At 71.5% G+C, this 15395-nt stretch carries 15 protein-coding genes and 1 pseudogene; 11 read left to right on the top strand and 5 right to left on the bottom strand.

The genetic code is table 11. The features are described 5' to 3' along the window. Positions 1–518: hypothetical protein (locus DMH12_RS30320; protein WP_125494623.1), on the bottom strand; the 518-nt coding region annotated here is incomplete at its 3' end. 209 nt (positions 519–727) lie between these two features. Between DMH12_RS30320 and DMH12_RS30315 the strand changes: the two genes are divergently transcribed. The 3 genes from DMH12_RS30315 (at position 728) to hutH (ending at position 4426) form a co-directional block, all read left to right on the top strand. After that, on the top strand, positions 728–1528 hold the full coding sequence (locus DMH12_RS30315; RefSeq protein WP_125494622.1) for an enoyl-CoA hydratase/isomerase family protein: 801 nt from the start codon (positions 728–730) through the stop codon (positions 1526–1528). Positions 1529–1600: 72 nt separating this feature from the next. After that, positions 1601–2749, top strand: a complete 1149-nt coding sequence (locus DMH12_RS30310) for a sensor domain-containing diguanylate cyclase (protein WP_185832639.1) — start codon at positions 1601–1603, stop codon at positions 2747–2749. A 138-nt stretch (positions 2750–2887) separates the two neighbouring features. After that, positions 2888–4426, top strand: a complete 1539-nt coding sequence (gene hutH, locus DMH12_RS30305) for a histidine ammonia-lyase (protein ID WP_125494625.1) — start codon at positions 2888–2890, stop codon at positions 4424–4426. A 133-nt stretch (positions 4427–4559) separates the two neighbouring features. Here hutH and DMH12_RS39260 read toward each other — a convergent pair whose 3' ends face one another. After that, complete coding sequence (locus DMH12_RS39260) at positions 4560–4886, bottom strand: LPXTG cell wall anchor domain-containing protein (RefSeq protein ID WP_185832638.1); 327 nt, start codon at positions 4884–4886, stop codon at positions 4560–4562. Positions 4887–4995: 109 nt separating this feature from the next. On the opposite strand from DMH12_RS39260, the gene DMH12_RS39255 reads away from it, so the two are divergent. The 5 genes and pseudogenes from DMH12_RS39255 (at position 4996) to DMH12_RS30280 (ending at position 11069) form a co-directional block, all read left to right on the top strand. Then, positions 4996–5349 carry a hypothetical protein gene (locus DMH12_RS39255; protein ID WP_185832637.1) on the top strand — a complete coding sequence of 118 codons (354 nt, stop codon included), beginning with the start codon at positions 4996–4998 and terminating at the stop codon, positions 5347–5349. 221 nt (positions 5350–5570) lie between these two features. Beyond that, positions 5571–6815 (top strand): Ig-like domain-containing protein, encoded by a 1245-nt coding sequence (locus tag DMH12_RS30295; RefSeq protein WP_125494621.1) that lies wholly within the window; start codon positions 5571–5573, stop codon positions 6813–6815. A 168-nt stretch (positions 6816–6983) separates the two neighbouring features. Beyond that, positions 6984–8477, top strand: coding sequence for an ABC transporter permease (locus DMH12_RS30290; RefSeq protein ID WP_125494620.1), 1494 nt, complete (start codon positions 6984–6986; stop codon positions 8475–8477). A 32-nt stretch (positions 8478–8509) separates the two neighbouring features. After that, positions 8510–9189: pseudogene (locus DMH12_RS30285) on the top strand (ABC transporter ATP-binding protein); the annotation flags it as partial. A gap of 194 nt (positions 9190–9383) precedes the next feature. Next, positions 9384–11069 carry an AAA family ATPase gene (locus tag DMH12_RS30280; protein WP_399189337.1) on the top strand — a complete coding sequence of 562 codons (1686 nt, stop codon included), beginning with the start codon at positions 9384–9386 and terminating at the stop codon, positions 11067–11069. Here the strand turns inward: DMH12_RS30280 and DMH12_RS39250 are convergent. Both DMH12_RS39250 and DMH12_RS39245 read right to left on the bottom strand, forming a co-directional pair. Beyond that, positions 11033–11443 (bottom strand): ATP-binding protein, encoded by a 411-nt coding sequence (locus DMH12_RS39250; protein WP_260474395.1) that lies wholly within the window; start codon positions 11441–11443, stop codon positions 11033–11035. The genes DMH12_RS30280 and DMH12_RS39250 overlap by 37 nt on opposite strands. Beyond that, a complete protein-coding gene (locus tag DMH12_RS39245) occupies positions 11440–11667 on the bottom strand; it encodes a hypothetical protein (protein WP_185832636.1) in 228 nt (75 codons plus the stop codon). The genes DMH12_RS39250 and DMH12_RS39245 overlap by 4 nt, the downstream gene beginning before the upstream one ends. Positions 11668–11782: 115 nt before the next feature. Here DMH12_RS39245 and DMH12_RS30270 point away from each other — a divergent pair, with 115 nt between their 5' ends. Continuing rightward, positions 11783–12646: a helix-turn-helix transcriptional regulator gene (locus tag DMH12_RS30270; protein WP_125494617.1), complete on the top strand. Its 864-nt coding sequence runs from the start codon at positions 11783–11785 to the stop codon at positions 12644–12646. Continuing rightward, positions 12618–12920 carry a DUF397 domain-containing protein gene (locus DMH12_RS30265; RefSeq protein ID WP_125494616.1) on the top strand — a complete coding sequence of 101 codons (303 nt, stop codon included), beginning with the start codon at positions 12618–12620 and terminating at the stop codon, positions 12918–12920. Before DMH12_RS30270 ends, DMH12_RS30265 begins: the two co-directional genes overlap by 29 nt. A 238-nt stretch (positions 12921–13158) precedes the next feature. On the opposite strand, the gene DMH12_RS30260 is transcribed toward DMH12_RS30265, so the two are convergent. Beyond that, positions 13159–14037, bottom strand: coding sequence for a helix-turn-helix domain-containing protein (locus DMH12_RS30260; protein ID WP_125494615.1), 879 nt, complete (start codon positions 14035–14037; stop codon positions 13159–13161). A gap of 168 nt (positions 14038–14205) precedes the next feature. On the opposite strand from DMH12_RS30260, the gene DMH12_RS30255 reads away from it, so the two are divergent. Next, positions 14206–15246, top strand: a complete 1041-nt coding sequence (locus DMH12_RS30255) for an NAD(P)-dependent alcohol dehydrogenase (protein WP_125494614.1) — start codon at positions 14206–14208, stop codon at positions 15244–15246. The last annotated feature ends 149 nt before the right edge of the window (positions 15247–15395 follow it).

Below are 15395 nucleotides of genomic sequence, written 5' to 3'. Positions count from 1 at the left end.
GCGTCGGAGCGCGGGGGCCGTGGGGCGTGGGTGGAGCCCGGCGGCCGTGGAGTGTGCGGCGCGGCCGTGGCGCCGGCGTCGGCGCGGTCTTCGGGCGGGTCCGGAGCGTCGGGGACGGTCGTCGTACCGGAGGACGCCGACGAGGACGAGGCCGCGGGGCGGGGCGTGGACGGAGCCGGTATCGGACCGCCCGCCGCGGAGCCGCTCAGGCCACCCATGGCGGACGTCGCCGAGGGGCTCACGTCGACCGGACCGGCGGGACGCGCGGCGCCCGGTGTCCCCGCCCGGTCCGTCGCGGTCTCCTCGCCCCCGCCCGGGTCCACGCGCGGCGCGGCCTCGGCGCCGTAGCCACCCGCGTCGCCGCCCGGCTCGGGCAGCAGGCGTACCAGGCTCAGGGCGCCGGCCGCGAACGCCAGGCCGCCCGCGGCCAGCAGCACCTTGCGGGGCCGCGGCCGGCGGTGTCGGCCCCGGCGGCCCCAGGGGTGCGCCCGTCCTGTCGGTGTGCCGGTCGTCGTCATGATCCCTCCCCGGTGCCACGGGCCCCCGCCGCGCCGTGGCGGGGCGACGCTACGGGGTGCCGGCGGTCCCGGTACGACGGTCGGCCGGATGTCACCCGAACGGGTGGACGGCGTGGCGCGGGGGCGGGGCGGGTCCGGCCTTCCGTCGCGCGGGCATGCCTGCGATGATCGGACGGTCGGCTGTTAACACGCGTTAACCGGAGGATGTCATGAGCGAGGAGCGGTTCGGAGATTTCGTCCTGGTGCGGCGGCACGGGGACGGGCATGTCGCGGAGCTCGCGCTCGACCGGCCGAAGGCCATGAACGCCGTCTCGACCGCGATGGCCCGCTCCGTCGCCGAGGCGTGCGCGGCGCTCGCCGGGGACCGCGGGGTGCGGGCGGTGGTGCTGACCTCGACCCACGAGCGGGCGTTCTGCGTCGGTGCCGACCTGAAGGAGCGCAACTCCTTCTCCGACGCCGACCTGCTGCGCCAGCGCCCGGTGACCCGGGGCGCGTACACCTCGGTGCTGGAGCTGCCGGTGCCGACGATCGCGGCCGTGCACGGCTTCGCGCTGGGCGGCGGTTTCGAGCTGGCGCTCTCCTGCGACGTGATCGTGGCCGACCCCACGGCGGTCGTGGGCCTGCCCGAGGTGTCCGTCGGGGTCATCCCGGGCGGCGGCGGTACGCAGCTGCTGCCGCGCCGGGTGGGGGCGGCGCGCGCCGCCGAGCTGGTGTTCACGGCGCGGCGGGTGGAGGCGGCGGAGGCGCGCGAGCTGGGGCTGGTGGACCAGCTGGTGGACGAGGGGCGGGACCGGGAGGAGGCGCTGGAGCTGGCGTCCCGGATGGCCGCGAACTCGCCCGTGGGGCTGCGGGCGGCCAAGCGGGCGCTGCGGCTCGGACACGGACTGGACCTGCGGACGGGGCTCGAGGTCGAGGACGCGGCGTGGCGCGCGGTGGCGTTCTCGGGTGACCGCGCGGAGGGAGTGGCGGCGTTCAACGAGAAGCGGGCGCCGCGGTGGCCGGGGGAGTAGCACGCGGGCCGCATGCGCCCCGTTCGCCCTGCTTGAGTCACATTTCGTGCTGAATCTCCCTAGCCTGGAGTGATGGGTGAGGACAGACGGCTGGCCGCGGTGGTGGCACTGGCACAGGGCATGGCCGCCGCGCACAGCTCCCGCGAGGCGTGGCGGGCGGCGGCGGCCGGTGCGTGTCTGGCGCTGGGCGGCAGCTTCGCCGCGCTGTCGGTGTGGGAGCGGGAGTTGGGCCGGCTCCGCGTCCTGGTGAACGTGGGCAGGCGGGCCGAGGGCGAGGAGGAGTTCCCGGAGGACGAGTCCTACCCGGTGCACCAGTTCGCGGAGATCACCGAGTTCCTGCACGAGCGCTGGGCCGGCGGCGGTGAGCCCGACGCCTGGGTGGAGACGGCCGAGGGGCCCGCCGCCGGGCGGCCGGGGTACGTCCATCAGCGCGTCGCCGCGCTGCGCCGCCGGGGGCGCGGCTGCTGCGTCGTCGCCCCGATCGTGCTGCACGGCCGCGCCTGGGGCGAGCTGTACGTGGCCCGCCCCGTGGGGGACCCGGTCTTCGCGCGGCCCGACGCCGACTTCGCCACCGTGCTGGCCTCGGTCGTGGCCGCCGGGATCGCGCAGGCCGAGCGCCTCGAGGAGGTCCGGCGCCTCGCGTACACCGACGCGCTCACCGGGCTGGCCAACCGCCGCGCCGTGGACGCGGCGCTGGACGAGGCCGTCGAGCGGCACCGCAGGGACGACGTGGTCGTCAGCCTCGTCGTCTGCGACCTGAACGGCCTCAAGCGGGTGAACGACACGCACGGGCACGCCGTCGGCGACCGGCTCCTGGAGCGGTTCGGGTCGGTGCTGTCGCTGTGCGGGGCGATGCTGCCGGGGGCGCTGGCCGCGCGGCTCGGCGGGGACGAGTTCTGCCTGCTCGCGGTCGGGCCCTCGGCCGACGAGGTGGTCAAGGCCGCCGAGGAGCTGTGCCGCCGGGCGGCCGAGCTGGAGCTGGGCGACGGGGTGGCCTGCGGGGTCGCGTCCACGGAGGACGAGGTCGGGCCGGTGCGCTCCGCCCGCCGGCTGTTCCGGCTTGCCGACGCCGCCCAGTACCGCGCCAAGGCCGAGCGGTCGGCGGGACCGGTCGTCGCGGGCCGCGAGGGACCGGACGACCCCGTCGTACGGCTCGCCGACGAGCCGTCCCGGGAGGAGGGAGGGGAGCGTCGGCGCTTCCGGGGGCGGCACTCACCGTAGGGCGGGGTCCCGCGCGGGGGTCACCTCCGTAAGGGGTGCGGTCGGTAAGGGGTGAAACCGCTGCCCGATGGTGACGCATCCCCTCGTCGTCCCCTCGTGACATCAAGGAATTCACTGCGTACGCTCCTGAATATGGATATGCACACTGTGGTGGTGGGGACGTCCGGGGTGACCGCGTCCGACGTTCTCGCTGTGGCGCGCGCCGGCGCCCGGGTCGAGCTCTCCGACGAGGCCGTGGCGGCCCTGGCCGCGGCCCGCGACATCGTGGACGCGCTGGCCGCCAAGCCGGAACCCGTCTACGGGGTGAGCACCGGCTTCGGCGCCCTGGCGACCCGGCACATCAGCCCGGAACTGCGGGCACAGCTCCAGCGCAACATCGTCCGCTCGCACGCCGCCGGGATGGGCCCGCGGGTCGAGCGCGAGGTGGTCCGCGCGCTGATGTTCCTGCGGCTGAAGACCGTCTGCTCCGGCCGGACCGGCGTCCGCCCGGAGGTGGCGCGGACCATGGCCGACGTGCTGAACGCCGGGATCACCCCGGTCGTGCACGAGTACGGCTCCCTGGGCTGCTCCGGCGACCTCGCGCCGCTGTCGCACTGCGCGCTGACCCTGATGGGCGAGGGGGACGCCGAGGGCCCCGACGGCACCGTGCGCCCGGCCGGTGAACTGCTCGCCGAGCACGGGATCACGCCGGTCGAGCTGCGCGAGAAGGAGGGCCTCGCCCTCCTCAACGGCACCGACGGCATGCTCGGCATGCTGGTCATGGCCCTCGCCGACCTCGACACCCTCTACAAGTCCGCCGACGTCACCGCCGCGCTGACCATGGAGGCCCTGCTCGGCACCGACAAGGTGCTCGCCCCCGAGCTGCACGCCATCCGCCCGCACCCCGGGCAGGCCGCCAGCGCCGCCAACATGCTCGCCGTGCTCGACGGCTCGGGCCTGACCGGACACCACCAGGACGACGCCCCCCGCGTCCAGGACGCCTACTCGGTGCGGTGCGCCCCGCAGGTCGCGGGTGCCGGACGCGACACCATGGCCCACGCGACGCTGGTCGCCGAGCGCGAGCTGGCGGCGGCCGTGGACAACCCCGTGGTGCTGCCCGACGGACGGGTGGAGTCCAACGGCAACTTCCACGGCGCCCCGGTCGCCTACGTCCTGGACTTCCTCGCCGTGGCCGTCGCCGACCTCGGGTCCATCGCCGAGCGGCGCACCGACCGGCTGCTCGACAAGAACCGCAGCCACGGCCTGCCGCCCTTCCTCGCCGACGACGCGGGCGTCGACTCCGGGCTGATGATCGCCCAGTACACGCAGGCGGCCCTGGTCGGCGAGCTGAAGCGGCTCGCCGTACCGGCCTCGGCCGACTCGATCCCGTCCTCCGCGATGCAGGAGGACCACGTCTCCATGGGCTGGTCGGCGGCGCGCAAGCTGCGCACGGCCGTCGACAACCTGGCCCGCGTGATCGCTGTCGAGCTGTACGCCGCCACCCGCGCGATTCAGCTCCGCGAGGGCCTGGCCCCCGCCCCGGCCTCGCGGGCCGTCATCGACGCCGTACGGGCCGCCGGGGTCGAGGGGCCCGGACCGGACCGCTACCTGGCGCCGGACCTCGCCGCGGCGGACGCCTTCGTGCGGGCCGGGCACCTGGTCGCGGCGGCGGAGTCGGTGACCGGACCGCTGCGCTAGCCGACGGGGCCCGGACACGCGTGAGGGGCCCTGTCCGAGGACAGGGCCCCTCACGCGTGGCGATCAACCGCTGCGATCGACCCTTGGGATCAAGCCGTAGCGGTCAAGAAAGACAAAAGAACGTCAAAGTCTCTCAAAAATCGAGGCGTTCCCGGCGCACCGAGTAGCCGACGAAGCCGGCGCCGAGCCCGAGGCACAGGGCGCCGCCGATGACGTACGGGGTGCTGTCGAAGCTGCCGGTGTCGGCCAGGCGGGTCGTGCCCCCGTCGGTGGCCGTGGTGGCCGCCGTGTCCGTGGACGCGGCTCTGGCCTGTGCGGTGACCTGCGGAGACGGGGTCGCGGCCGCGGACTCGAACGCGGGTGTCTCGGGTGTCGCGTTCGCCGACGGGACGAACCACAGGGCGCACAGGAGGCCCCCCGCGGCGGCGGCGGTCAGCAACGGACGGCGAGCGGATGACACGGAATATCGATCCCCTTGTGGCGCTGGCGAATTGGCCGTGTGGGCAGATGTTAGTGAAAGGCGCGGGTCACAGGAAAGTCACGGGAGCGGTCGGCCTTACGCTCCGGGCATGACCACTCCAGAGACATCCCGGTTCGTCCGTATTCGCGTCGAGCTCGTCGTCGAGATCGACGACGAGGAGGCCCTCACCGGGGCCGCGCTGCAGAGCCTCGCCGACGACGCGGACCTGCCGGACGCGGAACGCACCCGGTCCGAGCGTGCTGTGACGGAGGACACCGCCGAGGCCCTGGCTCATCTCGTCGACCCGTTCGACCTGGTCGGCGGGGTACCGGGGGTCGAGCTCCAGCAGGCCTCCTGGAGCAGTGAGCAGATCGACTACGACCCCGACTCGCCCGAGTGGGACCTGCACGAGGATGATGACGACGAGAACGACCCGGAGGACGACGAATTGAGGGTCGGCTGAGGCCGCGTGGGGAAATTCGTGACCCCGGGTGGCAACCGCCACCCGGGGTTTCGTCGTCTCAAAGTGCGCACTGACCGACCCCGCACCCCGCCCTGATGGGTAAACGTGGCGTGACCCACACCTGCGAGCGATGTGGAACGGGACGAACCGGTCGTAGCGTTGAAAGTTATTGACGGGGTATCTCGGGGTTTCGGGAATCGGCAACGATGGAGAAGCGTGTGATGACGGACGGTAAGCGGCGCAAGGGCCTGGCGGCCGCGTCCGCACTGCTCGGCGGTGTGCTGGTGCTCTCTGCATGTTCCAGCGGCGACGCCGACACCTCCGGTGGGGACGGGAAGACCTCGCAGGCCGAGGTGGACGAGGCAGCGGCCAAGAAGACGTCCGAGGCCCAGATCAAGATCACCCCGAAGGGCGGCTCGGACGGCGCCTCCATCAACAACGGCACCGGCGTCACCGTGAGCAAGGGCACGCTCACGGAGGTGAAGATGACCGCCGCCGACGGCACCGCCGTCGAGGGCGAGATATCCGCCGACAAGACCAGCTGGAAGCCCAGCGGTCAGCTGGAGCGGGCCACCAAGTACCAGATCACGGCGACCGCCGAGGACTCCGACGGCCGCGCCGCCCACGAGAACGCGTCGTTCACCACGGTCTCCCCGGAGAACAGCTTCATCGGCACCTTCACGCCGGACGACGGCAAGACCGTCGGCGTCGGGATGCCCGTGTCGATCAACTTCGACAAGGAGATCACCGACAAGGCCGCCGTCCAGAAGGGCATCACGGTCAACACCAGCAGCGGCCAGGAAGTCGCCTGCCACTGGTTCAGCACCCAGCGCATGGACTGCCGCCCGGAGAAGTACTGGACGGAGAACTCGACCGTCACCCTCAAGCTGGCGCTCGACGGGGTCGAGGGCGCCGACGGCGTCTACGGCGTGCAGCAGAAGACGGTCACCTTCAAGATCGGCCGCAACCAGGTCTCGTACGTCGACGCCAAGACCAAGCAGATGAAGGTCACGCAGGACGGCAAGACGGTCAAGACCATCCCGATCTCCGCCGGTTCGCCCGACAACAAGACCTACGAGGGCGAGATGGTGATCTCCGAGAAGTTCAAGGAGACCCGGATGGACGGCTCGACCGTCGGCTTCACCGACGACGACGGCAAGGGCGAGTACGACATCAAGGACGTGCCCCACGCCATGCGGCTGAGCACCTCCGGCACCTTCATCCACGGCAACTACTGGGGCAAGGGCATCTTCGGCCAGGCCAACACCAGCCACGGCTGCGTGGGCCTGGAGGACGCCAAGGGCGCCAACGACCCGAACACGCCGGGCTCGTGGTTCTTCGACAACTCGATCATCGGTGACGTGGTCGTCGTCCAGAACACCGGCGACAAGACCATCGCCCCGGACAACGGCCTCAACGGCTGGAACATGGACTGGGCCCAGTGGAAGGCCGGTTCGGCGGTCTGACCGAGCCGGTCCGGCCGGACCCCGCCCGACGCGGCGCGGTCCACCACCACTTCACCCCGACGCCCGTCGCCCCCCTGGGGGTGGCGGGCGTTCGGCGTCCCCCGCCTTCTCATCCTCCTCTTACGCGAGCCTTATCCCTTCATCACGGGCCGTCCCTACCTTTCGGCCATGTTCTTCACCTACCTGAGGCGCGAGCTGCGCCGCCGCAGAAAGGCGGCCCTCGTCGTCGCCTCCGGCCTGGCGCTGGGCATCGCGCTGGTCATCGTCGTCGACTCCGTCTCCTCCGGCATGGGCCGGGCCCAGGACAAGGTCCTGCAGTCCCTGTACGGACTGGGCACGGACATGACGGTCACCAAGGCCGCGGAGCCCTCCTCCGGCACCACCGGTGAACGCCCCCGCTTCCGCTTCGACGCCCAGGAGGACGGCTCCGAGGAGGAGCAGAGCACCGACCGCGTCATGGTGCAGGGCTTCCAGACGCTGGCCGACTCGACCGTCGGCGAGGTCGCCGGCCAGAGCGGTGTCGCCGACGCGGTGGGCGGACTGAGCCTCCAGGTCGTGAAGGTCAGCGGAGAGTTCACCCGCGGTCGGTTCCAGCAGGAGGGCGGCTCCGGCGGCCAGGGCCAGGGCCAGGGTGAGGGCCAAGGGCAGGGCGGCGGTCCGGGCGGCGGGCAGTCACCGCAGGGCCGCGTCCAGGGCGGCGGCGCCGACTTCGACGTCAACAGCTACTCCGTCTACGGCACCGACGTCACCGAGCCCGCCCTCGGCCCGCTGACCTCCTCCACGATCACCAGCGGCCGCACCTTCGAGGAGTCGGAGACCGACGCCGCGGTCGCCGTCGCCGACTCCGCCTACGCCAGGGAGAAGAAGCTCAAGACCGGCAGCACGGTCACCGTGAAGGACGTGAAGTTCGAGGTCGTCGGCATCGCCACCGCCGACAGCGGCGACGCGGCGGCCGACCTCTACGTGCCGCTCCAGCGGGCGCAGACCCTGGGCGACGCCAAGGACAAGGTCACCACGATCTACGTCCAGGCGACCGACTCGCAGAAGATCGACGGCGTCAAGTCCGCCATCCAGAAGAACATTGCGGACACCACCGTCACCACCTCCGCCGACCTCGCCGACACCGTCTCCGGCTCCCTGTCCACGGCCTCCTCCCTCGCCGTCGGCGTCGGCAAGTGGCTGTCGATCGTGGTGCTGGTCGCCGCCTTCCTCGTCGCCGGCCTGCTCACCTCCTCGGCGGTCTCCCGCCGGGTGCGCGAGTTCGGCACGCTCAAGGCACTGGGATGGCGCTCGGGCCGGGTCACCCGGCAGGTGGTCGGCGAGGCCGTCGTCAACGGCCTGGTCGGCGGCGTCCTCGGCATCGCGCTGGGCGTCGCGGGCGCCTACGCCGTGACGGCCGTCAGCCCGACGCTCCAGGCCCAGCTCGGCGGCGGCACGGGCGGGGGCGCGGCCGGTCCCGGCGGCTTCGGCGGCGGCACGGGCGGTCCCGCCCGGCAGACCGCCGCGAAGACCCTGGACATCGCGCTCACCGCACCCGTCAGCGTCACCACGATCGCCCTCGCGGTCGCCCTCGCCGTGGCGGGCGGCCTCGTCGCCGGTGGCTTCGGCGGCTGGCGCGCCTCCCGGCTGCGCCCCGCGGACGCGCTGCGCCGCGTCGAGTAGCTCCACCTTCCCCGTACTCCAGGAGTCCCGCCATGTACGAACTCACCGGCGTCACCAAGCGCTACACCCGCGGCAAGGCCGCCGTGACCGCCCTCGACGGCGTCGACCTGACCATCGCCGACGGCGACCGCCTGGTCATCCAGGGCCCCACCGGCGGAGGCAAGTCCACGCTGCTCCAGATGCTGGGCGCCCTCGACCGGCCCAGCTCCGGCCGGGTCGTCCTCGACGGCACCGACCTGGCCGCGCTGCCCGAGGCCCGGCTGACCCGGGTGCGCAGCGAGAGCATCGGCTTCGTCTTCCAGTCCTTCAACCTGATCCCGACCCTCACCGCGCAGGAGAACGTCGAGACCGCGCTGGTCCCGCTCGGCGTCAAGGCCAAACAGCGGCGCGAGCAGGCCGCCGAGGCGCTGTCCTCCGTCGGCCTCGGCGAGCGGCTCGCCCACCTCCCCGGCGAGATGTCCGGCGGCCAGCAGCAGCGCGTCGCCATCGCCCGCGCGCTGGCGAAGCAGCCGAAGGTACTGCTGGCCGACGAACCCACCGGCAACCTCGACGAGTCGACGCGCGACGAGATCATGGACGTACTCGACCGCATGTGGAAGGAGCTGGGCCCGACGTTCGTGATGGTCACCCACGACTCGGCGATCGCGAAGAAGGCCCCCGCGTGGCCACCATCCGCAAGGGCCGCATCACCGTCAAGGAGAACGCCTCGGCTCAACCCGCCGCCCTCCGACAGTGCGGCGGACAGTCTGCGTCCTCATCGGCCCGGAGCCGGACCGGCGGTGCGTGAAAGGATGGATCCGTACCGCCGGTTCAGTCGTGCGAACGTTTGCCGAGGGGAGAGACGTGCGCCAGAGTTCCGCGTCCTGGCTGTCTGTCAAGAAGTGCGAGAAGTCCTGGGCCGAGGCGGTGAGGTGGCTTCAGCACGGCCGTGCGGATCATGCCGCGCGGCTGTTCGAGGCCGCGGTGCAGCACGATCCGTCCGCCGCTGACGCGTGGTTGGGACTGCACGCGTCGGGTTTCCGTCAGTCCGAGGCCGTCGACATGATGGCTCGCAGTGCGGCGACGTTCGGATCCCTGCGCGGAAAACTTGGAACCACTCTCAAGTCCCGTTTCCAGCTGGGCTGCTACGTCACCTTCCGGCTGGAGACACAGCGTGATCTCTGGCTCGCGGTGATGGCCGGACTGCTGGACGACAGGCGGCTCGACGAGGCATGGCGGTCACTTGAAACCGCCGTTCTCGACTGCGACGAGACCCGGTTCATCTGCACCAGGTACGCCTTCCTCAAGAGGGACTGGCCGCTCGTCCTCACCTTCTCGCGGTCCATCACCGACGGGTTCCTCCGCGACGAGTCACAACTCTACGTGGCACGAGCACTCGTGGAGCAGGGCGTCCACCATGAGGCTCTGAACGTGCTGCAACCCCTGCCTTTGAAGTTCGACGCGGAGAGCCGGTTCGACGGTGAGGTGGCCTATGTCCGGGGCCTTGCGATGGAAGGGCTCGATCGGGACGAAGAGGCGCTGCGCTACTTCCAGTACGCATACCGCTGCTTCCCGGGCCTGGCCGATGTCGCGGACCGCGCCCGGGCTGCGTCCCCGGCGGCCGAGCCTGCCACGGCGGTGAGCGGGCCGTCCGCACCGCCGCCCGATCCCGTGCCCGCCCTTCCGGCCGAGCCCGCTGTACCTGCTGCGCCTGGCGACGGGCCGGATGGACCGGCGACGAGGGAGGAAGCCCTGGCCGAGGCGCTGTCGATGCTGGACGACATGGTGGGTCTCGACCCGGTCAAGCGACAGATCCGGGGGCTGACCGCCCAGTTGCGCATGGCCACCCTGCGGCGAGAGCAGGGGCTCCCGGCCACGGCGGCACCCCAGCACCTGGTGTTCGCCGGACCGCCCGGCACAGGCAAGACGACCGTCGCCCGCATCGTCGGCAAGGTTTTCGCCGGGCTGGGGCTGCTGGCGCAGGGGCAGGTCGTCGAGGCGCAGCGGGTGGACCTGGTGGGACAGCACCTCGGGGAAACCGCTCTGAAGACCTCCAGGGTGATCGACTCGGCACTAGACGGGGTGCTGTTCGTCGACGAGGCCTACGCCCTCTGCAACAGCGGGTACAGCGGGGGCGACGCCTTCGGACAAGAGGCACTTCAGGTCCTGCTCAAGCGAGCGGAGGACGATCGGGACAGACTCGTGGTGGTCTTGGCCGGGTACCCGGACGAGATGGCCGAGCTGCTGGCCACCAACCCCGGACTCGGCTCCAGGTTCACCGGCAGGGTCGACTTCCCCTCGTACTCCGCGGCCGAGTTGGCACTGATCGCCCGGCACATCGTCGAGGCGCAGGGCGATGTTCTGGCCGAGGAGGCGGTGCGGGTGCTGGACGACATCTGCGGCCGTGTCGTCGAGGACGGGGAGGTCGACCGGCTGGGCAACGGCCGTTTCGCACGCGAACTGTGCCGGAGGGCGGCCACGCTGCGCGATCTGCGTGTCTTCGAGGCTCATGGTGGTGCGGGCACGCCCTCCCGGGAGGACATCACCACCCTGCGCCTGGCCGACATCACTGATGCCTATCGCGAACTACGGGCCGGAACCGACGGCTCCTGAACGGTGGAGGGCGGTGTCTCCCCCGCCAGCTCGCACCAGACCGTCTTGTGGCCCCGGTCGTGCTCCACACCCCACCGCAGCGCCAGAGCCTCGATGAGGGCGAGCCCGCGTCCGGACTCGTCGGTGTCGGCCGTGGGCCGGAGGCGCACGGGCAGGGCGCGAGTGCCGGGGTCGGTGACCTCCACCCGCGTGTGGCCCCCGCCGGTGACGGTCACGCGAACGGTCACGGGTGTGCCCTCGCCGACGTGGTCGAGGACGTTGGTCAGCAGCTCGCTCGCGCAGAGGCGGACGTCGTAGCCGTAGGGGCGCAAGAGGTGCCGAAGCTCGGGCACGGCCTTCGGGGTGGCGAGCAGACCGAGTTCGAAGGCGGTCACGAAGCCGCCTTGCGGAGGGCGGCGGTGAGAGCGCGAGCCGTGGCGGTGTTGCAGTTCCCGAGCGCCACGAGGCCGACGGCCGGTGCGTACGTCCCGGCGAAGGCCGGCAGGTCCACGGTGAGGGAGGGGAGCGTGATGCCGTGGAGGGCGAGGGCGGCACGGAGTTCCTCCACGCAACGGGGCGTGTCGTCCTTCGGACGAGGGGAGGGCGAGGGCTGGGTCATGGGCGGGCACCTTTCCGTGTGCGTTCTGTGACGAACAGCTCACACAGTGGTGTGTGGCGCCCTACCGTGAAAGGGGTTTCGCGTCGGCAGCCCGGAGTGCGGAAGAGGCAAGGCCATGGCACAGCGCAAGGACATCGACGGCTCAACGAGCGTCCCGACCTTCTACGGCAAGGAGTTGAGGTACCAGCGGGAACGGGCCGGGCTGTCGCTGGAGGCGCTGGTGGAGGGCAGCTTCTACGGCAAGTCGCACCTGAGCGACATCGAACGGGGCGAGCGGCGCATGCCGTTCGACCTGGCCCGGCACGCGGACCAGGTGCTGGGGACGGACGGGTTCTTCGAGCGGCGGTGCGAGGACGTGCGGAAGGCGCGGCGGGGGCCGCACGCCGCGTACTTCGAGAAGGCCCTGGAGGCGGAGCGGCACGCCGAGTCCATTGAGCTGTGGTCGCCCAGTACGTTCCCCGGGCTGCTCCAGGCCGCCCCCTACGCGCGGGCCCTCGTACGCGCCGCCCACCCGCAGGCCGTGGACGAGTGGGTGGAGGAGAAGGTGCAGGCCCGGCTGGCTCGGGCCCGCCTCTTCGAGGAAGACCACACCACTCCGGAATACTGGGCCATCCTGCACGAGTCGCTGCTGCTCGATCCGATCGTGCCGCCGGGGGAGATGGCCGCGCAGCTCGACCGCATCGTGGAGCTGGCCGGGCGGCGCCGGATCACTCCGCAGATCGTGCCGCGGAAGTGCGGGGCGTATCCCCTCATGGCCGCCTCCATCATGGTCATGACGTTCCTGGACGCGCCGCCGCTCGTCTACACCGAGGCGTCCTACAGCGGGGACACCATCGACGATCCGGCCCTCGTGAAGCAGTACCGCAAGGCATACGATCGGCTCAGGGCCGTCGCACTGTCACCGGAGACGTCCCTGGCCCGGATCGAGGCAGCGGCAGGGGATTACCGAAATGGCGTACAACCGGATCGACTTGAGTGACGCGCTCTGGGCGAAGAGCAGCTACAGCAACGGTGACGGCGGGGAGTGCGTCGAGGTGGCGAGCGATTTCCCCGGCGCCGCTCTCTGGCGCAAGTCGACCTACAGCAACGGCGATGGCGGCAACTGCGTCGAGGTTGCCGACGGCATCCCCGGGATCGTCCCCGTCCGGGACTCCAAGGTCTCCCGCGAAGGCGACGGCCCCGTTCTCCTCCTCACCGCCCGCGCCTGGGCGCCCTTCGTCGCCGCGCTGAGCCGGGGCGCGCTCACGGTGTGACCGGCGACGGCATCGGTGACGGAACCCACCAGTTCCAGTGCGCAGCGGTGGCTCCGGGAGTCCCCTCGCTCCCGCTGCAACCGGCTGTCGGCAATACACAGGATGGTGACGACCGCCGTAGTCAGGCCAAGTCTGTGCATAGTTCCCCAACCCCTTTCGAACGCCGGATCGATCATGACCGACGGTCGGCGCAGTTTCGCACAGGGGCCGCTGACCTGTACGCCGGATACCCGGCTCGTCACGTCGGCAGCGAGGCCGCCGCGTCCGTCCCCCAGCTCGCCAGCAGCCGCAGCGCGTCCGCCGAGGGCGAGCCCGGTTCGGCGTGGTACGTGACGAAGGCCTGCTCGTCGTCGTCGACCAGGCGGAAGGTCTCGAAGGACAGGGTCAGGTCACCGACCAGCGGGTGCCGCATCCGCTTGACGCCGTGGCTCTTCTCCTTGACGTCGTGGGTGGCCCACAGCCGCCGGAACTCCTCGCTCTTCACGGACAACTCGCCCACCAGCGCGGACAGCCGCGGGTCGTCCGGGTGCCGGCCCGCGTCCATGCGCAGGAAGCTGACCATGTCGTACGCCTTCTGGTCCCAGTCCACGAACAGCTCGCGGTACTCCGGGTTCAGGAAGACCAGCCGCGCCCAGTTCCGCTCCTGGGCCGGCAGCTTGCCCCAGTCGCCGAAGAGGGCGGCGGCCATCCGGTTCCAGGCGAGGATCTCGGAGCGCCGGCCCGACACGTACGCCGGCACCGACTCGATGGACTCCAGCAGCTGGAGCAGCGCCACCCGCACCGACGGCTGCTGGGCCCGCGCCCCCGACGTCCGCCTGCGCTGCTGCTTCGGCTTCGCGAGGTGCGTCAGGTGGGCCTGCTCGGCGTCGGTCAGCCGCAGCGCCCGGGCGATCGCGTCCAGCACCTCCGCCGACACGTTCTGTCCGTTGCCCTGCTCGAGACGGGTGTAGTACGCCACCGACACCCCGGCCAGCTGCGCCAGCTCCTCCCGCCGCAGGCCGGGGACCCGGCGGTGCCGCCCGAACGACTCCAGGCCCACGTCCTCCGGCTTCAGCCGGGCCCGCCGGGTGCGCAGGAACTCGCTCAGTTCGGCTCGCCGGTCAAGCTGTCCATCCATGGTGTCCAGTATCGCCCGACGTATTCCCGGTCGTACGTCCGTGAGCCTGTCCCCGTCAGTGGTACGCACGCTGGACGTACGCAAAAGCGTGGTCTGGGTGACTTCGCGGGCCGCAGGCAGGGTGGAGGTATCCCCAGACGAAGACGAGAGAATCCCGGAGAACCCGGCATGACCACTGTCGCCGCGTACGCAGCACCCGCCGCCAAGGCGCCGCTGGAGCGCACCACCATCGAGCGGCGCGAGGTGCGGGAACACGACGTCCTGATCGACATCAAGTTCGCCGGCATCTGCCACTCCGACATCCACCAGGTCCAGGAGGGCTGGGGCGAGGCCATCTTCCCGATGGTCCCCGGCCACGAGATCGCGGGCATCGTCTCCGAGGTCGGCCCCGGCGTCACGAAGTTCGCCGTCGGCGACCGGGTGGGCGTCGGCTGCATGGTCGACTCCTGCCGCGAGTGCGAGAACTGCAAGGCCGGCCGCGAGCAGTACTGCACGGGCGGCAACGTGATGACGTACAACGGCATCGGCAAGGACGGCGAGGTCACCTACGGCGGCTACTCGCAGAAGGTCGTCGTCGACGAGAACTTCGTCCTCGGCATCCCCGAGGGCATCTCCCTGGACGAGGCCGCGCCCCTGCTGTGCGCCGGCATCACCACGTACTCGCCGCTCCGGCGCTGGAACGCGGGCCCCGGCAAGAAGGTCGCCGTCGTCGGCCTGGGCGGTCTCGGCCACATGGCCGTCAAGCTCGCGCACGCCATGGGCGCCGAGGTGACCGTGCTGTCGCAGTCGCTGCGCAAGAAGGACGACGGACTGAAGCTGGGCGCCGACCACTACTACGCCACCAGCGACCCGGCCACCTTCGAGGAACTGGCGGGCAGCTTCGACCTGATCGTCTCCACGGTCTCCGCCCCGCTCGACCTCGGCGCCTACCTGGGCCTGCTGAAGACGGAGGGCACGCTGGCCAACGTCGGCGCGCCCGAGGAGCCGGTCTCCCTCAACCTGTTCGCGCTGCTCGGCGGCGGAAAGTCCCTCTCCGGTTCCATGATCGGCGGCATTGCCGAGACCCAGGAGATGCTGGACTTCTGCGCGGAGCACGGCATCGGCGCGGAGATCGAGCTGATCGCCGCGTCCGAGGTCAACGAGGCGTACGAGCGGGTGCAGGCGAGTGACGTGCGGTACCGGTTCGTGATCGACACGGCGACGATCTGACCGGTCGGCCGACGCATTGACAGGGCCGGGGAAGATTTCTTCCCCGGCCCTGTCACATCTCTGTCCCGCCCCGGGTCATACCGCCACGACACCCACGGCAGACCCCGGGAGCAGAGATGACGAACCCCTCCACCCCCTCGAACCCCACC

The sequence above is a fragment of the Streptomyces sp. WAC 04229 genome, from assembly GCF_003947455.1.
Lineage (GTDB): Bacteria > Actinomycetota > Actinomycetes > Streptomycetales > Streptomycetaceae > Streptomyces.
The sequence above is the reverse complement of the archived record's forward strand: the minus strand, read 5'-3'. Positions and strand labels throughout refer to the sequence as shown.